The sequence below is a fragment of the Comamonas sp. wu1-DMT genome (genome assembly GCF_040187805.1).
Classification (GTDB): Bacteria; Pseudomonadota; Gammaproteobacteria; order Burkholderiales; family Burkholderiaceae_C; genus Comamonas; species Comamonas thiooxydans.
The window spans coordinates 69408-88310 of the sequence record NZ_JBANEM010000015.1 but is presented as its reverse complement, the minus strand read 5'-3'; the positions used below and the strand labels follow the sequence as shown (position 1 = coordinate 88310).

Genomic DNA, 18903 nt, shown 5'->3' with positions numbered 1-18903 from the left:
GGCTGCGTATTCCGGTCGAACTGACCGCCTGTACCGGTTGTGGCTGACCAGGCTGCTGGTCGTTACCGACTGAGTTCGGCCAGGAGCTGCCGTCCAGTGCGTGACCGCGAACGGCAGTTCTAGGCTGATTGCAGAAGTTCACCAACGACTGCTGTGGGACAACTTGGTGCAGGTCAACGAGCCCAATGGGCTGCGAGCCGCGCCGCAACCCAGCTCGCTCGTTATGCCTATTTGCCCTTGAAGCCACCCCAGCGCTACCACGATGCGTTCCAGCGCATCCATCACCAGCAGCCGGAGCTGCTTGTCGAACACGTACAGGCCGACCGCATTCTGGAAGGTGGTTCCAGCCCGGAAAGCATCAAGCGCGAGGCACTCTTCACGTATCTTCTTCGGCTTGCGGCCCTGCTCATCCAACCGACACAAGGGCTCGCCGCGCTCGCGGAACGCGAACCAATAGGCACTGGGCGGTAGTAGCCGATGCGCTCTAGGTAATCCAGCCCGTGCGCCAGGTCGATGACGACCATGCCTCGGCCGAACAACTGATCTAGTTGTTCGGCATAGCTCTTCCAGGGCTTGGGGTAACTCACTTGACCAATCCGATAACGAGCGAGCGTCGTCAATTGCAGAAACTCATGCAGTAGCACCCGGGTTGCACTTTGATTTGATGAATTCAAAAATCGGCCTGAATGGTTCAAAACATGGCTTACCAAGCGCGGGGACAATCTCCTTGGCGAAAGTGGTTTTGTCTCTATCCGATTTGAAGACCACTTTCGAGCCACCAACGCAGGGCTCCTGATGGTAGTAGTCCGCTGTCGCCGCTTGCCCGTAAAACAAGTGCTCTATTTCACAGCACGACTCACCACCAAAGGTTTCACCAGTTGCCGGGTTTCGGATTACCTGCTTCTGAATATCGGCATGCGCAGGGATGGGCAGCATGACTGCATAAGACTCGCCATGGGCCCATTTCTTAATCAAGCCTTTGAATGGATCGTTGGCTGTCACCTCTCCGTTGAGGCCATTCCATTGATCATACGCCTTATCAAAATCGAATAATGCGAAAATAGGCAGTCCACCCATCTCTCCGTGAATTCGGTTGTCGGTCAACAGCTGATTGATGTAAGTGCAGCTGAAGGCATAGAACGGGATGAAGGGCATCTCCTCCTCATAGAGCTTGTACCAAGCTTCCTTGAGTATGACCGGGTCGGTGCTACCCTCAGTAAAAAGAACGGGTTTCTTTTCGATCTGGACTGCATTAATAATGCTGAGCAATTGTTCCTGTTCTGAATACTTGATCAAGTCCGAGCTAAGTTTTTTGATTGCAATCGATTTTGGCAAATCGAAGCAATTTGCCTGATTGTCCTTGATGTCAAAGAACTTGATCTTTTTCTTGTCGTGAGGAATGAGCGTCACAGCGCTGTGACTGCTCATCAAAACGTGGCTGGTTTTCGCTGCAGCGTCAGTGATATCGAATACCTGCCGCAAGAAATCAAACTGCCATTCTGGATGGAGAAATGCATCAGGCTCATCTAGTAAAATTAGGCAATTGCGGTCTTTGAAAAGCTCGACGATGGTGTAGATGTACACCGACTGAAACTGACCATCGCTGAAATGGGCAATGGTGCCGTCCAGGCCGCTGGTCAGGGTGAGCGGGACAGAGAGGTCCGCTAACATGCCTAGGGTCTTCAAATTATCGAACTGTCGAAAGGTGTCCGATAACGACACGTCGGCAAAGCGCTGTTGAAACAGTTCGATATTGACAGGTATTTGATAGCGCTCCTTCTCCGCATCAAATACATTGCTGTGATTAAACTCGCCCTTGACACAGACAATCAACTCGTCCAGAAAGTCACGCGTTATGCCGTCCGCACCCCAGTAGTGAGTGCGAGGATCAAAGTTCTCGATGCTGTCTGTGCCAAGTACCTTGAGTGCGCCAGTGGCAAATGATGGCCGCTGCAACACCAGTTGCAGATCAGATCCAATATTTTGTATTCCCAGTTTTTGGCACGCGAACTGCCGCGCCTTGACGCCCTCTGGCTGTGTCAGCAAAACGGATAGCAGCAGCGCCTTGTACTCTGGCCCAACGCAGATAAAGCGCCGACTTTCGTCGAGATTAGCGCCTTTGATGCGCTTGCGAAAGCTATCCTCATAACGCTGCACCAGATCGGCCACGGTAGTGTTGTGGCCGGAATAGTAGATCAGCACATTGTCTGGCAGTGGCGTCTTACCCAGCGTGGCGCGCGCCTTGCCGTCAATGGCGAGTGCACCAGCGTTCCAAGCTATTTCCGTTTTCGTCCCGTCGATTTCGTACTTGAGGGTGTAGTCGAAGCCGGGGTTGCCTTTCTCTTTGTCGTACTCAAAAAGGTGACGGAAGATTTCCGTCAGAGCCTCGAACAGATTGGATTTTCCACTACCGTTTTTACCGACAAACACGTCGATAAAGCTGTTGCCGTCGAAGCTCAGGGAAAAGTTCCGCAGGTTTTTGTACTGGCTAATGGTGAGCGCTATCAGACGCATGATCGCTTCCTCAAACCTGCGCCATTACGGCGCGCAGTAGTTCGGTCTGTTTGTCTGTCGCATCGCTGATCTTCTGGTCCATCGTGTCGCACAGGGCCATCAACTGGTCGATGCGGGCGACAATGCGGTGTTGTTCCGGTAAGGGAGGTAACGGGACAAGTGTCTCCTTAATTTTCCCTACATTGAGATTGGGCTGGGCAGCACCTTCAGCAAGCAGGCGAATCTCGTCGTATATCTTGATAAAAAAATACTTTAGATATTTTTTTATCCCTTCAGATGATCTGAAAAACACCAGTGCAGCCACGGCCTGGTTTGTAGCTCCAGGGAAGACAATTTCACTTACCTGCCCACGAGTTTTCCCCTGCCCGTACATTGCAACCATTAAAGATCCAGCGGGAAATACTTTGCAATTGGTCTCGCTGATTGCCTTCTCGGTAATGAATTTATCTGGCATTGGTGCAAACAAATCATTGGTTGCAGAGCTGGTGTACCAAGGGATACTTCCACCGTAAAAATCTTGATTTGTTGTTTCTGGTGTTGAACCTGTTCCCACATCAGTCAGCTCAGCCACTCGTACCCACTCCCACCCCTGCGGCAATTGATAAGGCACTTCCTCCGGCTTGATCGGCGGCAGCGGCTTGGGCGTTTTGATCTTGCCTGCCTTAACCAGCCGCAGTCTTTCGGCTCCAATTTCCTCGAGCAGTTCGCTGGCCGGAAGGTCGTTGGGGTCTTGAGGGACGAGGTGGCCCATAACGGCGAGCAGGAGGATGGCTTTGCGCAGTTCGGCGACGTTTTCCTTGACGCTGTAGAGCTCGCCAAAGTGCTGCTCGATAAAGCCCCAGGCCGAGCTGTCCGACGCGGCGAGAAGTTGCTGCATGGCGGCAGCGTGGACAGTCAGTCGCTTTTCCTCCCGCTCCTTGCGCAGGGCTTCCAGCGCATCGCAACGCGCCATCAGTTGGTCGATTTTGGCGACGATGCGGTGTTGTTCGGGAAGAGGAGGTAGAGGTACAAGCTTTTCGTTGAGAACCTTAAAATGCCGAGCATATCCTCGGTCTGTCAGGTCGAATGACTGGATAAGGCGGTATAGAAAATTTGTCGAAATACCTATGTGTGGACAAAGGACTTTTACACCATCTGCTCCGATGACAAAGTCAAAATCTACGAATTTTATATTTTTCGTATGATCACCGAAAACAATGACTGGGCGCTCTAGATGGAGAAGCTTTGACTTATCGTCACAGTAGCCAGTGACGAAGTTTTTTCCTTGGTCAATTACTGGAAACTGGCCGTGCTCAAGATATTCCTTGGTTTGAATTTGATTCGATTTGTTGCCTATTCCGAAATAACATTCTGGCAACCTCACCCACTTCCATCCTTTTGGCAGCTCGTAAGGCACTTCCTCAGGTTTAATCGGCGGCAAGGGCTTCGGCGCTTTGATCTTGCCTTCCTTTACCAGCCGTTTTTTTTTCGGCCTCAATGTCTTTCAGCAATTCACTAGCCGGCGCGTCGTTTGGATCTTGTGGAACCAGTTTGCCTTGCATGGCCAGCGTCAAGATCAGTTCGCGCAGCTTGGCAATGCCATCGGGCGCGGCAAAGGCGGTGTCGAAATGCTGTTTGAGCAGATCGCGGGTCGCGGTAGTCATGCCTTGCCCCCGAGACACGCCATCAGCTCGGCTTTCAAAGCAGTCTGCGCTGTTTCGAGCTGGGCGACGATTCCCTGGTATTCGCGCATCAAGTCTTCTGGCTCGCCATGCTCGACTTCTACCAAGTGCGGGTTCTTGCCAACGGCATCCAGGTTGTAGTTTTTGTCGGCTATCTCTTTTGCAGAAACTTTCCATGCGTATTGCGTTGTCTTGCGACCTTTGCGGCTGGGGCCACCCCACCAGGCTTTTTCGAGATCGAATTCCTCGATGGTCAGTGGCTTGGAGCGTGAATAGCTCTTGTAGCCCTCCGGGTAGGGGTGTTCAAAGAACCAGACGTCCTTGGTCGGCTCGCCCTTTTCGAAGAACAGCACATTGGTGGCGATGCTGGTGTAGGGCGCAAAAACACCCTTGGGCAAGCGCACGATGGTGTGCAGGTTGAACTCTTCGAGCAGTTCGCGTTTGAGCGTGGTCTTGGCGCCTTCACCAAACAGGAAGCCATCCGGCAGCACGACGGCGGCGCGGCCTGTCTCGTGCTTGAGCAGATGCATGATCAGCGCCATGAACAGATCGGCGGTTTCGCGGGTCTGGTACTTGCGCGGGAAGTTGTTCTCGATGCCGTCTTCTTCCATTCCACCAAAGGGTGGATTGGTGAGGATGATGTCGACACGGTCTTTCGGGCCGTAGTCTTTGAGTGGGCGACTCAGGGTGTTGTCGTGCCTGATATTGCTGGGTACATCGATGCCATGCAGCATCAGGTTGGTCATGGCCAGCATGTGGGGCAGTGGCTTCTTCTCTACGCCGTGGATGCTATCTTGCAGTTTGGTTCGGTCTTTGTCCGTTTTCTCCTGCTTCTTCAGGTGCTCAATGGTGCAGGTCAAGAAGCCACCCGTTCCGCAGGCTGGGTCCAGCACGCTCTCGCCCAATTGCGGATTCAGAATATCCACCATGAACTGGGTAACGGCACGTGGCGTGTAGTACTCGCCTGCGTTGCCTGCCGACTGGAGATCGGCGAGGATTTTTTCGTAAATGTCGTTAAACAGATGCCTGTCTGTGGAGGAGTTGAAATCAACATCATCTTCAATGGTGTTGATCACCTGCCGCAGCAGGGTGCCAGATTTCATGTAGTTGTAGGCATCCTCGAACACCGAGCCCAACACCTTGCCATGGGGCGTGACACCGGCAGAGGTGGCCAGCTTTTTCAGCGAGGGGAAGAGTTCATTGTTGACGAAGTCAATCAGCTCTTCGCCGGTTATGCCCTCGGCGTCTTTGGCCCAATTGCTCCAGCGGAATCGGGTTTGCAGCGGCGACTTATAGCCGGGAATAGTGAGCTGCCATTCCTGCTCTTTGTCGTCGAAGATTTTCAGGAACAGCAGCCAGACGATCTGGCTGATGCGCTGAGCGTCGCCATCCACGCCGACGTCCTTGCGCATGATGTCTTGGATGGTTTTGATCAGGGTACCGATAGACATGATTGTGGATTCCGTGTTTTTTGTTATGCGCGCAGCTGTGATGAGCCGTATAGCGCTTGTTCGAGTTCGTGCACCGCGTGCTGGTATTGATCAAGCCCGCCAAAGGTGCGGATGATTTCGATGGGGGTGCCGAAGCTGGTGAAGGGCGCGATGGTGAGGATCTGGGTTTCCTCAATGGGGCCCACGCCTTCATCGGCGTATTTATCCAGCAAGGCCTGCAGCACGCGCTGCGCCTGTTCGCCATAGCGGGTGAAGTAGTCGCGCTTCTTCACCTGCTCGGCACGCTCCTTGCGGGTGAGCGGCGGCTGGTCCCAGGCGACATGGCAGACCAGATCGAAAGGGTCGAACTCCTTGCCCGACTGACGGCCAATTTCTTCGGCCAGTGCCTCAAAGAACACGCCTTCGTTGGCCAGTTCGTCGATGATGGCCTGCTTTTTCTCGGCATCGTTCCAGCGCCGCAAAAAGTCATCGAGTGAGCTGAACTCTTTGGCAAGCGCCTTGCGTGTGTAGTCTTTGAGAGATTCGGTGATCAAGCGGCCAGCGGCATCGAAATACTGCACCCGCTCGGATGCCACCTTGACTTCTACATTGGCGACCACATAGCGACGGATGCCGCTGCCTTCTTCGCCGGGCGGAGGTTCAGCTACGCCCGACCACGGCGATTCTTCTGCCGGTGGATAGGTGAAGCCATCTTCGGCGGGTGAGCTCTCGCCATCCTCCGGCGGTACTGGCGAGTCGTCGCCCTTGGGTTCATAAATCTGCACCGGGTCGCCATCAAAGTCTGGGTCGGCAAACAGCTCCGTTGCCTTCTTGAAATCAATGATGGTGAAGTAGTACTTGTCGTAATCCTCATTGATGCGCGTGCCGCGCCCGATGATCTGCTTGAACTCGGTCATGGACTGGATACGCTGATCCAGAACGATGAGTTTGCAGGTCTGCGCATCCACACCCGTGGTCATCAACTTTGAGGTGGTGGCAATAACGGGGTACTTGGACTCTGGGAAGATGAAGTTGTCGAGCTCTGCCTTGCCCTCTTCGTTGTCGCCGGTGATGCGCATCACGTACTTGCTGTTCTGTGCAACGAGATCGGCGTTCTCGTTGACCAGGGCTTGGCGCATGCGCTCGGCGTGATCGATGTTGTCGCAGAAAACGATCGTTTTATCGAAGCGATTGGTTTGCTTTAGGAAGTCACTGATTTTTTTTGGCAACCAGTGTAGTGCGCTTCTCCAAGACGAGTTTTTTATCAAAATCCCGCTGGTTGTAAATCCGATCCTCAATTTCATTGCCGTGTTTATCGACCATGCCTTTGTCAGGGCGCCAGCCGGTGAGGTCTTTATCCAGGTCAATGCGTACCACCTTGTAGGGGGCAAGAAAGCCGTCGTCGATACCCTGCCGCAGGGAGTAGGTGTAAATCGGTTCGCCGAAGTAATCGATGTTGGATACTTCTTTTGTTTCCTTCGGGGTGGCTGTCAAGCCGATCTGTGTGGCCGACGAGAAGTATTCCAGAATCTCCCGCCAGGCCGAGTCGACTGCCGCGCTGCCGCGATGACACTCGTCGATGACGATCAAGTCGAAGAAGTCACGGCTGAACTGTTTGTAGATGTTGTGTTCTTCTTCCGTGCCAGTGACGGCCTGATATAGCGACAGATAGATTTCATACGACTTGTTGGCCTGCCGCTTTTGGATTTTGGTCATGGCCGACCCGAAGGGCTTGAAATCGTTGGTCATGGTCTGATCGACCAGGATATTGCGGTCGGCCAGGAACAAGATGCGTTTTTTGGCTTTGGATTTCCACAAGCGCCAAATGATCTGGAAGGCGGTGTAGGTTTTGCCGGTACCGGTGGCCATGACCAGCAGCAAGCGGTTCTGGCCGCGAGCGATGGCTTCAATGGTCTTGTTGATCGCCAGTAATTGGTAGTAGCGGGGTGCTTTGTTGCTGCCGTCGCTGTAGTAGTCCTGCGAGACCAGCTCGCTTTGCGCCGCGTTCAGGCCGAGGTGTTCTGCCCACCATTGCCAAAGCACATCCGGGCCCGGCAATTCGTGCAGAGCCAACTCACGCTCGATGACCCCATCCTTGGCAATCTTGTTGTGAAACAGGAAGCCGTCGCCATTGCTGCTGAACACAAAAGGCACCTGCAGCATTTCGGAATAACCCAGCCCTTGCTGCATGCCATCGCCCAACGAGTGCTTATTGTCTTTTGCCTCGATGACCGCGATCGGCATGTTGGGCTTGTGGAACAAGACGTAGTCGGCGCGCTTGTTTTGAGCGCGGGTGTGTAGCTTGCCTCGGACGATGATGCGTCCCTTCGTAAGTGGAAACTCTTCTCGCACCTGGGTGGCAACATCCCAGCCCGCTTGCTCAATCGCGGGGGTGATGAACTTGGTACAGATGTCCCGCTCTGACAGCTCTTTCTTATTCATGCGCCATTCCCTTCCGGCCTGTGCTCAGCGAGGCTGGTCTTCAAATCGTGAACTCGCGCGTAGTCCAACACCAAGATTTCGATCATCGACGCCACCGAACGGCGCTCGCGATCAGCCGCCAAGCGCAAAAGCTGCTTGATCTCGGCGGAGGTGCGGATGGAAAGGGTTTCGTCTTTCAGGCGTGACATGGCAGCGTCTCGTCAAGGTTGACACGCAAATGTACTGCCTTTGTATGTTTCTACGCAATGTCGAGTTGCACCTTAGGCACACCCTTCTAGAGCGTGTTATGAACTTGCCCCTGAAGCCAGCACCCAAGCGGCTGCCGGCAGCATGAGCACGGCAAAGACCAAGAAATGCAGACCGCTGAGAACCATGGGCAAGCGCTCGTAATCTCTGGCCAGCCGACGAAACCGCGCCAGCCAGCCAAAGCTGCGCTCGACCACCCAGCGTCTGGACAGCAGAACAAAGGCCTTGCGGGGCATCGCTCCACTCTGCCGCTACGACGCCACTTCGGAAAGTTCATGACACGTTCTTGCCAGCGAAATTGGCCCATTTGGCGAAGGCATTGCCTCATCGAGCCGGGGCGACAGCCCTCTGCGCGGGTTTGTTCGGCTGAGCTCAAACGTTAGGCGTCTGCTTTCGGGTGACGAGTTCGGCAATTTGAGGGACGGCACCCGCTGCTAAGCGGACCTCTGCTGGCAAATAACGAACGGCAGCAGCGGGTCGTTTGTTGCCGGTGGTCAGTACAAGCAGGCCGGTCATTGCGTATCGAAATGATGGTCAATGAAGGCCAGCGCCCGCACATGGCCTCTTGTCCGCATGCAACTTCACCGGTCGCTTGCGTGTCTGCCCTCGGCAAGCCTTCAACAGCTGCAATCACATCCAGGCATCTCTCGAACATCATGAGCCGCGCCATGCTTGGCGGGCCGCACTGCGACACAGGCCATGTCAGGTTCGCCGTCCCCTGATTAGAAATACTCACAGCCTTGAAGAACAGGATCGACAACATCTCCAGGAAGTGCGCAATCCTTGCAACCCTGGTTCGACAGCCATCGAACTCTTCAGTCCATGCTTGCTGCTTGCACCGGGCACACCAGGCTGTAGAGATTCGAGTTGCTGCACCTCAGATACAAAAAAGTGCCCGGCCTCCATCACGGAGAGCGGGCACTGTTCTGATAACAATCTTATTTATAGCTGATGGTAAACGTGGCATTGGCATTCGCACTGCCGACAGTAGGTTTGAGAGTCATAGACGTTCCGACGTAGCGTGCTCTCAACTTAATGTCCACGGGCACATTACCAAACTCGCCAACCATCCATTGGTTCTCCTCCCCGGATTCCGGACCGTAGCGAACAAGCTCGCCATTATCTCGAAGGATTTCTATCCCGACATTCTTTGCCTTGGAGTCTTTGGAGAGAGAAAGTGTACTTGAACGGTTAGAGGGGTTCGTAGAATCCGAGAAAACAATGAACATTCTCGTCGTTGAATTAGGATCTCCACCCGAGCACTGCAGCCTCAGGTTGAAATCTTTTGTTGGCCCCGCGCGCTTGTCGGTCAGCTCACTTGCATCGCCGTCCAGTTCAACACTGACGGTTTTTGTTTCCAGCGCACAAGATGGCACTCTTGGCTTGACCTCAATTCCTTGACCCTCAAGCCGTATTTGTCGAACGACATAACCAAAATTGACAAACGTGGTTTCACCGATGACACCAGATATTCTACCTCCCGCCGTAATTTTGCCTATTTTCACAAGTTCCACGGTGAATTCATCGGCCGCTAACATGTCAATCCACCGTTTGTTACCATAGTCTATCCATTGCGGCCACCACTCCTGGTTAATGCCACCTTTGATCCGTATTCCTACGCCCTCTATGCCAGTCAAGTACGTATTGTATGGACCTCGACTATGGCTTGTCGAGACTGTGTAAAAGCTTAAACCAATATCCAGCGGGCATATAACTCTTCCTCCTTTTCCATTGGCTCTCGAATTTGACCTATAGAACACTGTTCCATCAGAAACATTGGGATCAAATTCGCCCGCATTAAAGGAAGGGAATGTCCAATCCAACCGATCCGCTCTTCCGCCACCATCCAGTTCAATATGGCAAACATCAGACCTTGCGGCTGTCGACAGCAGAATTGAGAACAACAGAAAAGATATCCGTACAAAATTTTTCGGATAATTTTTTGATTGAAATTGATAGTTTGCCATTATTCATCCAATATTTTTTGGACATGAAATAGTATCTGACTCAATGGTATTCAGGCTTAGGAAAATTCTCAAAATCTCGGCGGGTTTAGACTCTCGCCAGTACGGGAGTTCTCTCACTCAGTCTTTTGCTTGACGGAAAAATACCTCGCTCTTCAACTCATTGATTCATTTATGAAAAATTCGAGTTCTTCGAGAGCATTAACCACATATTTTTCTTATTCATCAGGCAATACTCCCAAGAAGTCGAACGTCTTGACATGCGACTTCGCCTTACACGGTATCTGTTTGCATGCAATGCTGCCGCCCTGCTCCCTGGTGTGGAGATGACGCCATGAGTTGCACGCCTTCGTGAGCGCAATTTGTGAGTCCTGCCGGGGGCCGGCCCGGGCCAGCCGCTCTAAAGCGGCCAACACGACGCTGCAGTCGCGGCTTGGTGAAGCAGGTCATAGGCGGGGATTGCCTGGAGCAGGCACCCGAGGCGCACAAATCAGGCGCATAGTAAGGCTGTGGGTGCTGAGGAGCCGAAGACATGAAATCGGATGCTTCGTTTCGTGACCGGGCGGAGGCCGGCCAGGCCCTGGCCGCGGTGTTGACTGCGTGGCGTGAGCAAGCCGATGTGCTCGTGCTGGCCTTGCCACGGGGCGGCGTACCGGTCGCCTATGAAATTGCCAGCGCACTGGCCCTGCGGCTGGATTTGATGCTGGTGCGCAAACTAGGCACGCCCGGCCATAAGGAGATGGCGATGGGCGCCATTGCCAGCGGCGGCGTGCGGGTGTTGAACGATGATCTCATCCGTGGCCTGCACATCCCTCCATCGGCCATCGATGCAGTCACGCAAGAGGAAGTACTGGAGCTACAGCGCCGTGACCTGGCCTATCGGGGCCAACGCCCCTCGCCAGCCGTGGCCGGGCAACGGGTGCTACTGGTCGATGACGGCCTCGCGACCGGCGCCACCATGCGTGCTGCGATTGCTGCGGTACGCCAGCAGGCGCCGGCGCACATCGCAGTCGCCGTACCGGTCGCGCCCGTGGAGACGCTGGCGATGCTGCACCCTCTGGTCGATCAAATGATCTGCCTGCTCACTCCAGCGCCCTTTCTTTCCGTTGGTCAGTGGTACCGCAATTTCGCCCAGACCACGGATCAGGAGGTGAAGACCTTGCTGAGCAAGGCCTGGCTCAGGGAATTGCGTGATGCTGACCAATAGCCCGGTGCGCTGTGCAGCTGCTGCCCGGCCACTCCAAGCCGGAGTCGACACCGAGGTGCCTGAACATCAGGGTTGACGATGCCCGCGAGATCTCTGAGCAGACGGAGATTTGAAGCTGTTGAAGGCAGCAATGTGGCGCTGGGGCGAGCTAGCATTCCCGGCCAGAAGCTGTTCTTGAAGGCACTCCCTCAGTTGACTGCTTCAGGCTGAGAGCCGTCATCAAGTTTTGGCCGCTCAATGACTGCTGATGTCGATACCTGACAGACTTTCGTAACCTTGATGCCTGCGTTGTAGACCTCAACGATTTGCCTGAACTCTTCTCTGCTAGTACCCAGATGTGCCTGAACTACCCGCCAGCAAGGCCACCAAATCAACCTCGCGCTCGACCTCCGCACCATCGATCACCCGCTGCTCCAGCTCATCCAGGTGGGTCATGGCCACGGCCAACGCTTTATCGAGTGCACCACTCAGCAAGGCGTTGATGATCTCCTGGTGCTCACGGGGGGCACATGCGGTCGCAGCCACGCTGTCGAACAAGGCTTTGTACAACTCAGTAGTGGCCACCAAGCGCTGTATGTAAGACAGCAACTCATCGCTGCCCGCCATTTGCGCCAGCACCAGATGGAACTCACCGGCCAGCCGAATAGAGTCTGCTCGGCGCCCTTCCTCCAGCGCCTGGTGTTCCGCCTGCACATGGCGCTGCAGCACCTCTGTCTGCGCGCTGCTCAACTGGCCGCACAGGCTGGTGACCAGACCGGCCTCGACAATGCGCCGTGCACGGTAGATGCTGCGCATTTCCTCAACCGTCGGGTTGGGCACAAAGGCACCACGGTTGTGCTCCAGGATCAGTCGCTTTTCAGCCCCTAAGCGCGCGAACACCTTGCGTACGGCACCACGGGTGCAGTCCAGCGCCTCGGCAAGCGCTCGCTCGCGCAAAGGCGTGCCGGGCCGCAGCTTGCCGCTCAGCAGCGCCCGCGAGATTGCCTCATAGACGCGCTCGTCCACGCTGCCTATGCCGTCGGCTACAGGCTCTTCGCTGGGGACATTGGGAGCAAGGCGGCGGGAGGAAGCGGACATGGGCAACACAAAGACAACAAGCGTGAAATCTTAGCGGCAAGGGCACCCTGCATTGAAGTCAGGCGGCTAGTCACCGCCAAGCATCAGGGTTTACGCGCAATACCTGCATAAATAGTTGTCAGATCCTAAATCTTGGTTAACCAAAATATAGAATTTGGTTAACCATTTTATGATCAGCCCTGGAAGAAGGAGAGATATGCCATGAAACCTGTTTATTGCAGTGTTGCCCAGACCTTTGACACCCTGGTCTTCATCGTCGTCGCTCTCATCAGTGGATGTTCTTCGTCGCCCGCCAGGCACATGTCGGTCTGAGGCATTTTTCTGTTCTCTAGAAAGTTATCCATGGGGCAATTTCCCGCTTTTCCTCTCAAAGCCCTGGCGGCCCTGTCGCTAGCTGCAACATCTGTCTTAGCCCACGCCGCATGGCCTGACCGCCCCATCTCCCTGGTGGTGGGTTTCACCGCCGGTGGATCGGCCGACACTCTGGCGCGCACGATCGCCGAGCCGCTGTCCCGCCGCCTGGGCGTGCCGGTGATTGTGGACAACGTGGCCGGCGCTGGCGGCACCATCGCCACCCAGCGTGTGGTGCGTGCCAAACCAGACGGCAACACCATCATCCTGGCATCCAACAGCGAAATCGTGCTGGCCCGCCACTTCAATAACGCCATTGCCTACGATGGCACCAAGGATCTGCGCCCGGTCACGCTGGTAGGTGTCATGCCCATGGTGCTGGTCGCCGGTCCCAAGGTGCCAGTCACCTCGATCGAGGCCATGCTCGCGCGCGCCAAGACCCAGGCTGGTGCTGACACCTTCGCGTCCTCCGGCATTGGCACGGCCTTGCACATTGCCGGTGAAATGCTGAACCAGCAGGCCAAGGTGTCGATACAGCACGTCCCCTACAAGGGCGCAGTACCCATGCTGACCGACATCATCGGCGGCAATGTGGATTACGGCTACTTCATGGTGCCTTCGGTGCTGGGTTTCCTCAAAGAGGGCAAGGTCAAGCCATTGGGCACCACCTCGAAGACCAACTGCGAAGTCCTGAATGGCATCCCCGCCATGTCGGCGAGCAAGGCCCTGCCCAACTATGACTTCGGCGTATGGACCGGCATCTTCGCCCCCAAGGGGGTGGCGGACACTGTGGTGACGCGTCTGAACACCGAGATCAATGCAGTGATGCGCGAACCCCAAGTCATCAAAATGCTCGACCAGGCATGCATTGGCCAATCGGGCGGTACGCCCGCTGATTTCGCCAAGCTGATCCTGTCAGACGCCCAGAAGATGCGCCAGATCGCAACGCCCGAAATCGGCGCCGTGCGATAGGCGCCATCACCACAGGAAACATTCAACGTGAGCACTTCCAGCCTTTTACTGCAGAACGTTCGCCCCATGGGCAAGCCAGCCTGCGACCTGTTAATCGAGCACGGCCGTATCGCGGCCATGGGCACCTCTCTGAATACACCCGAGGGTATTGAGCACATCGATGGCTTGGGTCAGTTGCTACTGCCCGGCCTGATCGAATCCCACACCCACCTGGACAAGACACTCTGGGGCCAAGACTGGTACGTCAACGAGGTGGGCAACCAGTTGGTCGACAAGATCAACAACGAGCGTGCCTACCGTTCCCAGGCCCAGCACGACAGTGCGAGCCAGTCGCTGCGCATGGCACGCGAGTTTCTCGCGTTGGGCACCACGCGCATCCGCAGTCACGCCGACGTGGATACGGAAATTGGCACCAAGCATGTGGCTGGCCTGCTGCAGACCCGCGCAGACATGGCGCCCTGGCAAGACATTCAGGTGGTGGCTTTCCCGCAATCGGGCCTGCTGCAGCGCAAAGGCACGGCACAGTTGCTAGATGAATCCCTGGCCATGGGGGCTGACGTGCTGGGCGGTCTGGACCCCTGTGCCATCGACCTGGACCCTGCTCAGTCGCTGAACGTGCTGTTCGAGATCGCCGAGCGCCATAACAAGCCGCTCGACATCCACCTGCACGAACCCGGTGACATGGGAGCTTTCTCGCTCAAGCTGATTTTGGACCGCACCGAAGCCCACGGCCTGCAGAACAAGGTGGTTATCAGCCACGGCTTCTGCCTGGGCGATGTGAGTGATGCCCAGTGCAGCGCGCTGCTGGCACGCATGGCCAAGTTGGGAGTCTCGCTGGTCACCAGTGCGCCGCCTTCGCGCATCGTGCCGCCACTGGGCGCTTGCCAGCGCGCTGGCGTACTGATGGCCGGCGGCAACGACGGCATCCGCGACACCTGGTCGCCCTATGGCCGCCCTGACATGCTGGAACGCGCCATGTTCATTGGCATGCGTTACAACTTGCGCCGCGACGATGAAGTGGAACAAGCCCTGCACTGCGTCACCCATGCAGGTGCCGCAGTCTGTGGCTTTGCCGACTATGGCCTCACACCGGGAAGCCGAGCCGATCTGGTGCTAGTGCCCGCCCAGACGCCCGCCCACGCCGTAGCCGCCCGCCCCGTTCGCTCACTGGTCATCGCCAACGGCCAGATCGTGGCGCGCGAGGGCAAATTGCTGCTGGAGTAACCGCAATAAGAAGCTCAGTACCCACTGACGAACTTCTGTGGAGCCTGCATTCAAACAGCAAACTGTGAAGTGTAGCGAGCGCTCGAGTTCACAACCACTCATGGATCACTCGCCGTTAAAACCCTCGTCGGTGCCGTTTTACCAAGGCTTGCGGCGAATGGTCAATCGCCCGATCGAGCTGTGAGTGCTTCACGCCTCGCGCCGGCTGGTCAGCACTAAAGTGGCCGCCTTTGTCGATTACATGTGCATCGTCTTTCCACACTGCACTTTGGTGGAGGCCCCATTAACTGTTCCCAAAGGACACCCACTCGCAGAAAAGCAAGACATAGGGCCGGTCAATCTTTTGCGGCAACGATGGATTGGCGTGAGGCACAAGGAAAGTGCACTGCGGCACGACACCGCCGACTTCCAGCTGAAACCCGTCGCTGGGCCGGATCGAACCTCGGTGCTCGGATGACCGCTATGTGGCTGTGACCGAAAACTCACGATGAGGCCATGAGCGGCAGCAATCGCTGCACAGCAGACCTTGCTTGACGGGACTCAAACGACAGCAATGGATCACCCCCTGTACAAATGAAGGAAAACCGGCCCCAGGAGTTGCACATATTGGATTGACCAATCCCTTGACCGCACATCAAGCCATCAAGCGCACCCAAAATCGCTCAGCCTCTGACGAGAGCCGTGGACTCGCAAATCACTCTGGCCATGTCCTCTTCTCGGATGGGCTTGCAGAGCACCTCATCGGCGCCGGCAGCCATATAGCGCTGCCGTTCCGCGTCTTCGATGCTGGCGGTCAGTGCCACGATACGGCAGCGAGTTCGAGCCTCGCTGGTTTCACGTGCGCGTACTCGAGAGATCAACTCGGCACCATTCATATGGGGCATCTGGCCGTCCGTGACAATCAAGTCGAAATCCATCTCGCTGCACAGCTCCCAGGCCTGAACGCCGTCCTCGGCAACCTCGGGCACCACACCTTGATCGGACATCATGCCTTTGACAATCTCGCGATTCAGCGCGTGGTCCTCTACAAGCAGCGCGCGCAGCAGCGACGCGCCATGGGCTGGCGCCCTGGCTGCCGGCCGGGGCATGGTGCGCGGCTTCGGCGGCGGCAAAGTCTGCGCCTCGACAATGGGCAGCGTAAGTTTCACCGTGAAGCGGGAGCCTCGTCCGAGTTCACTGCTGACCGATACGGTACCGCCCATATGGTTCACCAAACGGCGGGTGATGTGCAGCCCGAGACCGCTGCCAAAGGCCTGCCCCTGCTGAGCCGATGCCACCTGTTCATAGGGCTCAAAGAGCCGAGCCTGATCCACTGGCTCGATACCGATTCCGGTATCTTCGACCTCCAGGCAAAGGTTCAGCATTCCGCCCTCTGCGCTGCCAGTCGCCGTCAGGGCAATGCTCCCGCGAGCGGTGAACTTGACGGCGTTGCTGAGAAGATTGAACAGCACTTGCTTGAGGTGCAGCGGGTCGACCATCACCCATGCATCGACCTCAGGGGCGACCGACATCTCCAGGGTGAGCTGCTTGCGATAGGCCATGCCCCGGACCAGGACCGCCATGTCCTCGATCAAGGGCCTGAGCGCCACGGGCTTGGGGCTAGAGTGGATCAGGCCCGACTCGATCCGGTTGAGGTCCAGCACATTGTTGAGCAGCAGCAGCATGGTCTGCGCCGCATCCTGAGCTGCTGGCAGGCTGGCATCCTCGGCGGCCGCTCCCTGGCTTCGCTGCCGGGCCATGTCCAGCAGGCCGATGATCGCCGCAAGAGGCGTGCGAATCTCATGGGTCATGGTGGCGAGGAACTGGGTCTTGGCCTGATTGGCGGCTTCGGCACGCTGCTCCGCGCGCCTTGTCCGGCGGACCTGACGGGTCAGGTATATCCCCCAGATCAGCGAGATCGCGGCGGCCATGCCCAGTGCGGCCGCCACCCGCAAAAGCGCCTGTCGATGCTCGTTCCAGAACCCCCAGCCATCGGCCGGATGTCCGGGCTCCCAGTTGCGCACCAGCTCAGCCACGTCCTCAGGCGTGATTGAAAGCCGGGCTTTCTCCAGGATCGCAATCAGCTCGGGCTCCTGCGCCTGTACCGCCATGCTGACGCGGCGCGTGTAGTCGTCCAGAATGCCTATCGGCGCCAGCCGGTTGCCAAGATACCTGGCGTTGATGAAGCGCATCGCGTAGTCGCTGCCGACAACGGCATCGCTGCGCCCTTCCACAACGCTCTGCATGGCCTGCGTCATGTCCGGGAACGCGCGGATCTTCACGCCCGGATGGTCGCGTCGGATGACACTATCGAGAAAGTAGCCCTCGACGACGGCCACCCTCTTTCCATTCAGGTCTGCCAGATGGTGAATGCTCTGCCCGTCGTCCGTGATTCCCTGGGCTGCTCCTGCCGGGGCCATGACGATGACCGAGGTCCTCAGATAGGGGCTGAGCATTTCAAGCCCCTGCGGCGCCTCATCCGAGGGTGCGAAAACCGGGGTCAGCAGCGCCTGCCGCTGGCCCAGGATGGCATTGAGCTGCGAGTAGTTGCGAGCGCGAATGTAGTCAAACTTGAGCCCGGTGCGGCGACTGATGAGCTCCAGATAGTCGGGGCCTATGCCCTGGGCCTTCCCGTCGCTGGAGAACTGCCCCAGCGCCCCCAGCGAGCCATTCAAGACCACCGGAATACTCGGATGCGCGGCCAGCCAGCGATTCTCGGATGCAGTCAATGGAATACGGTCGTCGCCCAGGCGCAGTGGTCGTCCGCCGCTCCAGGAGTACAGGATGTCGTCGCCATATTCCGCCGCAACCTTCGGAATGGCCAGGTCGAGATAGTCGAGCAGCGTGTCGTCGCCCCTGCGGACCAGGAAGCCAAATCCACCGCTGTCCACGGGAACAAAGCCCTGGATCTTGAGATTCACCAGATAGTTGACGCTGATGAGGTAGTGGGCTGACGATGCATCGGCCAGGACGGCATCGACCTCGCCCAGACTCAGTGCCTCCAGCGCACGTTTGGGCGACACAAAGTTCAAGAGACGGCTGTTGGGATACACCTCGGCAGTCTGTGCAGCCGGCAGATATCCCGGGTTGACCGCCATTTTGGTTCCCTGGGTCTTCCCGTCGAAGGGAGCATCGATCCTGGAGACCAGCACAGGCTGGTCCGCAAGATAGGGGTGGGTGAGTTGCAAGCCTGCCAGCCTGGCTTCGCTGGGTGTGCCGCCGCCAAGTATGTCGATCTCGCCGCGCTGCAGAGCCTGCAAGGCATCCTCGCGACTGCTGAACGGCTGCACGCGCACGGGAGACGCAAACAGCAGGCCCACATAGTCGGCCGTGATGCCGCGAAACCGGCCTGCATCAAAAATCCCCAGGGGCGGATAGTCCGGCAGCGAAACACCCAGCGTGAGCTGGCCACGCTGGTCCAGCGTTTTGCGCTGCTCATCGCTCAGCCAACTGCGGGAGGCAGAAGTAATACGCGGTTCAAAATTGAAGACGCTCAACTCTGCCCGGCCTGGGGCCATGACTGCCAGCGACAGGATCAGGAGAACCAGGGAACACCGAATAAAGCGCATCGTCTTGGTATGTTTGTTTATCTCGCCATTCAACTCACTGATTACCTTGGCATTGCATGCGCGCCAGCCGAAAGCGGTCTTCGGCTCGACGAAATAAGGACTGACGGGGTTTCATGGTCAGCCCCCTGCTCTGCAGCCCTCACTGCGCCTGATCTTATCAAGCAGGCCGCCGATAAACGCCGGGACGGCATTTTCTGAATATTGATCGGCGGGATAGATTCACGCATCACTACCTGCTCGATTTCTGCCTGGAGATTTCCTGAGGAC

Annotated in this window: 12 protein-coding genes and 3 pseudogenes; 4 read left to right on the top strand and 11 right to left on the bottom strand. The window is 56.7% G+C overall.

The features are described from left to right. Positions 1-138 precede the first annotated feature (138 nt). The 9 genes and pseudogenes from V8Z78_RS19960 to V8Z78_RS19920 all read right to left on the bottom strand — a co-directional run bounded on the left by V8Z78_RS19960 (position 139) and on the right by V8Z78_RS19920 (position 10260). Positions 139-423 carry an Abi family protein gene (locus V8Z78_RS19960; RefSeq protein ID WP_349731961.1) on the bottom strand — a complete coding sequence of 95 codons (285 nt, stop codon included), beginning with the start codon at positions 421-423 and terminating at the stop codon, positions 139-141. A 207-nt stretch (positions 424-630) separates the two neighbouring features. Beyond that, positions 631-2514, bottom strand: coding sequence for an AAA family ATPase (locus V8Z78_RS19955; protein ID WP_349731960.1), 1884 nt, complete (start codon positions 2512-2514; stop codon positions 631-633). Between the two features lie 10 nt (positions 2515-2524). Continuing rightward, positions 2525-3934 carry a restriction endonuclease subunit S gene (locus V8Z78_RS19950; RefSeq protein ID WP_349731959.1) on the bottom strand — a complete coding sequence of 470 codons (1410 nt, stop codon included), beginning with the start codon at positions 3932-3934 and terminating at the stop codon, positions 2525-2527. Then, positions 3921-4157, bottom strand: a complete 237-nt coding sequence (locus V8Z78_RS19945) for a hypothetical protein (RefSeq protein WP_349731958.1) — start codon at positions 4155-4157, stop codon at positions 3921-3923. Before V8Z78_RS19945 ends, V8Z78_RS19950 begins: the two co-directional genes overlap by 14 nt. Next, the gene (locus tag V8Z78_RS19940) at positions 4154-5626 is read right to left on the bottom strand and encodes a type I restriction-modification system subunit M (protein WP_349731957.1); all 1473 of its coding nucleotides are present in this window, start codon (positions 5624-5626) and stop codon (positions 4154-4156) included. The genes V8Z78_RS19945 and V8Z78_RS19940 overlap by 4 nt, the downstream gene beginning before the upstream one ends. A 23-nt stretch (positions 5627-5649) precedes the next feature. Continuing rightward, positions 5650-8047, bottom strand: a pseudogene (hsdR, locus tag V8Z78_RS19935) (EcoAI/FtnUII family type I restriction enzme subunit R). Further along, entirely contained in the window at positions 8044-8235 is a 192-nt protein-coding gene (locus V8Z78_RS19930) for a hypothetical protein (protein WP_349731956.1), read from the bottom strand. The pseudogene hsdR and the gene V8Z78_RS19930 overlap by 4 nt, the downstream one beginning before the upstream one ends. Before the next feature lie 96 nt (positions 8236-8331). Further along, a pseudogene (locus tag V8Z78_RS19925) lies at positions 8332-8523 on the bottom strand (transposase); the annotation flags it as partial. A gap of 708 nt (positions 8524-9231) precedes the next feature. Beyond that, the gene (locus V8Z78_RS19920; protein ID WP_349731955.1) at positions 9232-10260 is read right to left on the bottom strand and encodes a fimbrial protein; all 1029 of its coding nucleotides are present in this window, start codon (positions 10258-10260) and stop codon (positions 9232-9234) included. A gap of 529 nt (positions 10261-10789) precedes the next feature. On the opposite strand from V8Z78_RS19920, the gene V8Z78_RS19915 reads away from it, so the two are divergent. Beyond that, complete coding sequence (locus V8Z78_RS19915; protein ID WP_349731954.1) at positions 10790-11464, top strand: phosphoribosyltransferase; 675 nt, start codon at positions 10790-10792, stop codon at positions 11462-11464. A gap of 8 nt (positions 11465-11472) precedes the next feature. Then, positions 11473-11577: pseudogene (locus V8Z78_RS19910) on the top strand (integrase); the annotation flags it as partial. A gap of 211 nt (positions 11578-11788) precedes the next feature. On the opposite strand, the gene V8Z78_RS19905 reads toward V8Z78_RS19910, so the two are convergent. Continuing rightward, on the bottom strand, positions 11789-12541 hold the full coding sequence (locus tag V8Z78_RS19905) for a GntR family transcriptional regulator (protein WP_003070010.1): 753 nt from the start codon (positions 12539-12541) through the stop codon (positions 11789-11791). Positions 12542-12883: 342 nt separating this feature from the next. Between V8Z78_RS19905 and V8Z78_RS19900 the strand changes: the two genes are divergently transcribed. Both V8Z78_RS19900 and V8Z78_RS19895 read left to right on the top strand, forming a co-directional pair. Next, positions 12884-13864: a Bug family tripartite tricarboxylate transporter substrate binding protein gene (locus V8Z78_RS19900; protein WP_003070015.1), complete on the top strand. Its 981-nt coding sequence runs from the start codon at positions 12884-12886 to the stop codon at positions 13862-13864. 27 nt (positions 13865-13891) lie between these two features. Continuing rightward, positions 13892-15088, top strand: coding sequence for an amidohydrolase family protein (locus V8Z78_RS19895; RefSeq protein WP_349731953.1), 1197 nt, complete (start codon positions 13892-13894; stop codon positions 15086-15088). A gap of 662 nt (positions 15089-15750) precedes the next feature. On the opposite strand, the gene V8Z78_RS19890 is transcribed toward V8Z78_RS19895, so the two are convergent. Continuing rightward, the gene (locus V8Z78_RS19890; protein ID WP_314353671.1) at positions 15751-18564 is read right to left on the bottom strand and encodes an ATP-binding protein; all 2814 of its coding nucleotides are present in this window, start codon (positions 18562-18564) and stop codon (positions 15751-15753) included. Positions 18565-18903: the final 339 nt, after the last annotated feature.

Coding starts and splice junctions, on each gene's coding strand:
- V8Z78_RS19955 (WP_349731960.1), bottom strand. CDS start 2,514: ATGCGTCTGATAGCGCTCACCATTAGCCAGTACAAAAACCTGCGGAAC.
- V8Z78_RS19945 (WP_349731958.1), bottom strand. CDS start 4,157: ATGACTACCGCGACCCGCGATCTGCTCAAACAGCATTTCGACACCGCC.
- V8Z78_RS19940 (WP_349731957.1), bottom strand. CDS start 5,626: ATGTCTATCGGTACCCTGATCAAAACCATCCAAGACATCATGCGCAAG.
- V8Z78_RS19930 (WP_349731956.1), bottom strand. CDS start 8,235: ATGTCACGCCTGAAAGACGAAACCCTTTCCATCCGCACCTCCGCCGAG.
- V8Z78_RS19920 (WP_349731955.1), bottom strand. CDS start 10,260: ATGGCAAACTATCAATTTCAATCAAAAAATTATCCGAAAAATTTTGTA.
- V8Z78_RS19915 (WP_349731954.1), top strand. CDS start 10,790: ATGAAATCGGATGCTTCGTTTCGTGACCGGGCGGAGGCCGGCCAGGCC.
- V8Z78_RS19905 (WP_003070010.1), bottom strand. CDS start 12,541: ATGTCCGCTTCCTCCCGCCGCCTTGCTCCCAATGTCCCCAGCGAAGAG.
- V8Z78_RS19900 (WP_003070015.1), top strand. CDS start 12,884: ATGGGGCAATTTCCCGCTTTTCCTCTCAAAGCCCTGGCGGCCCTGTCG.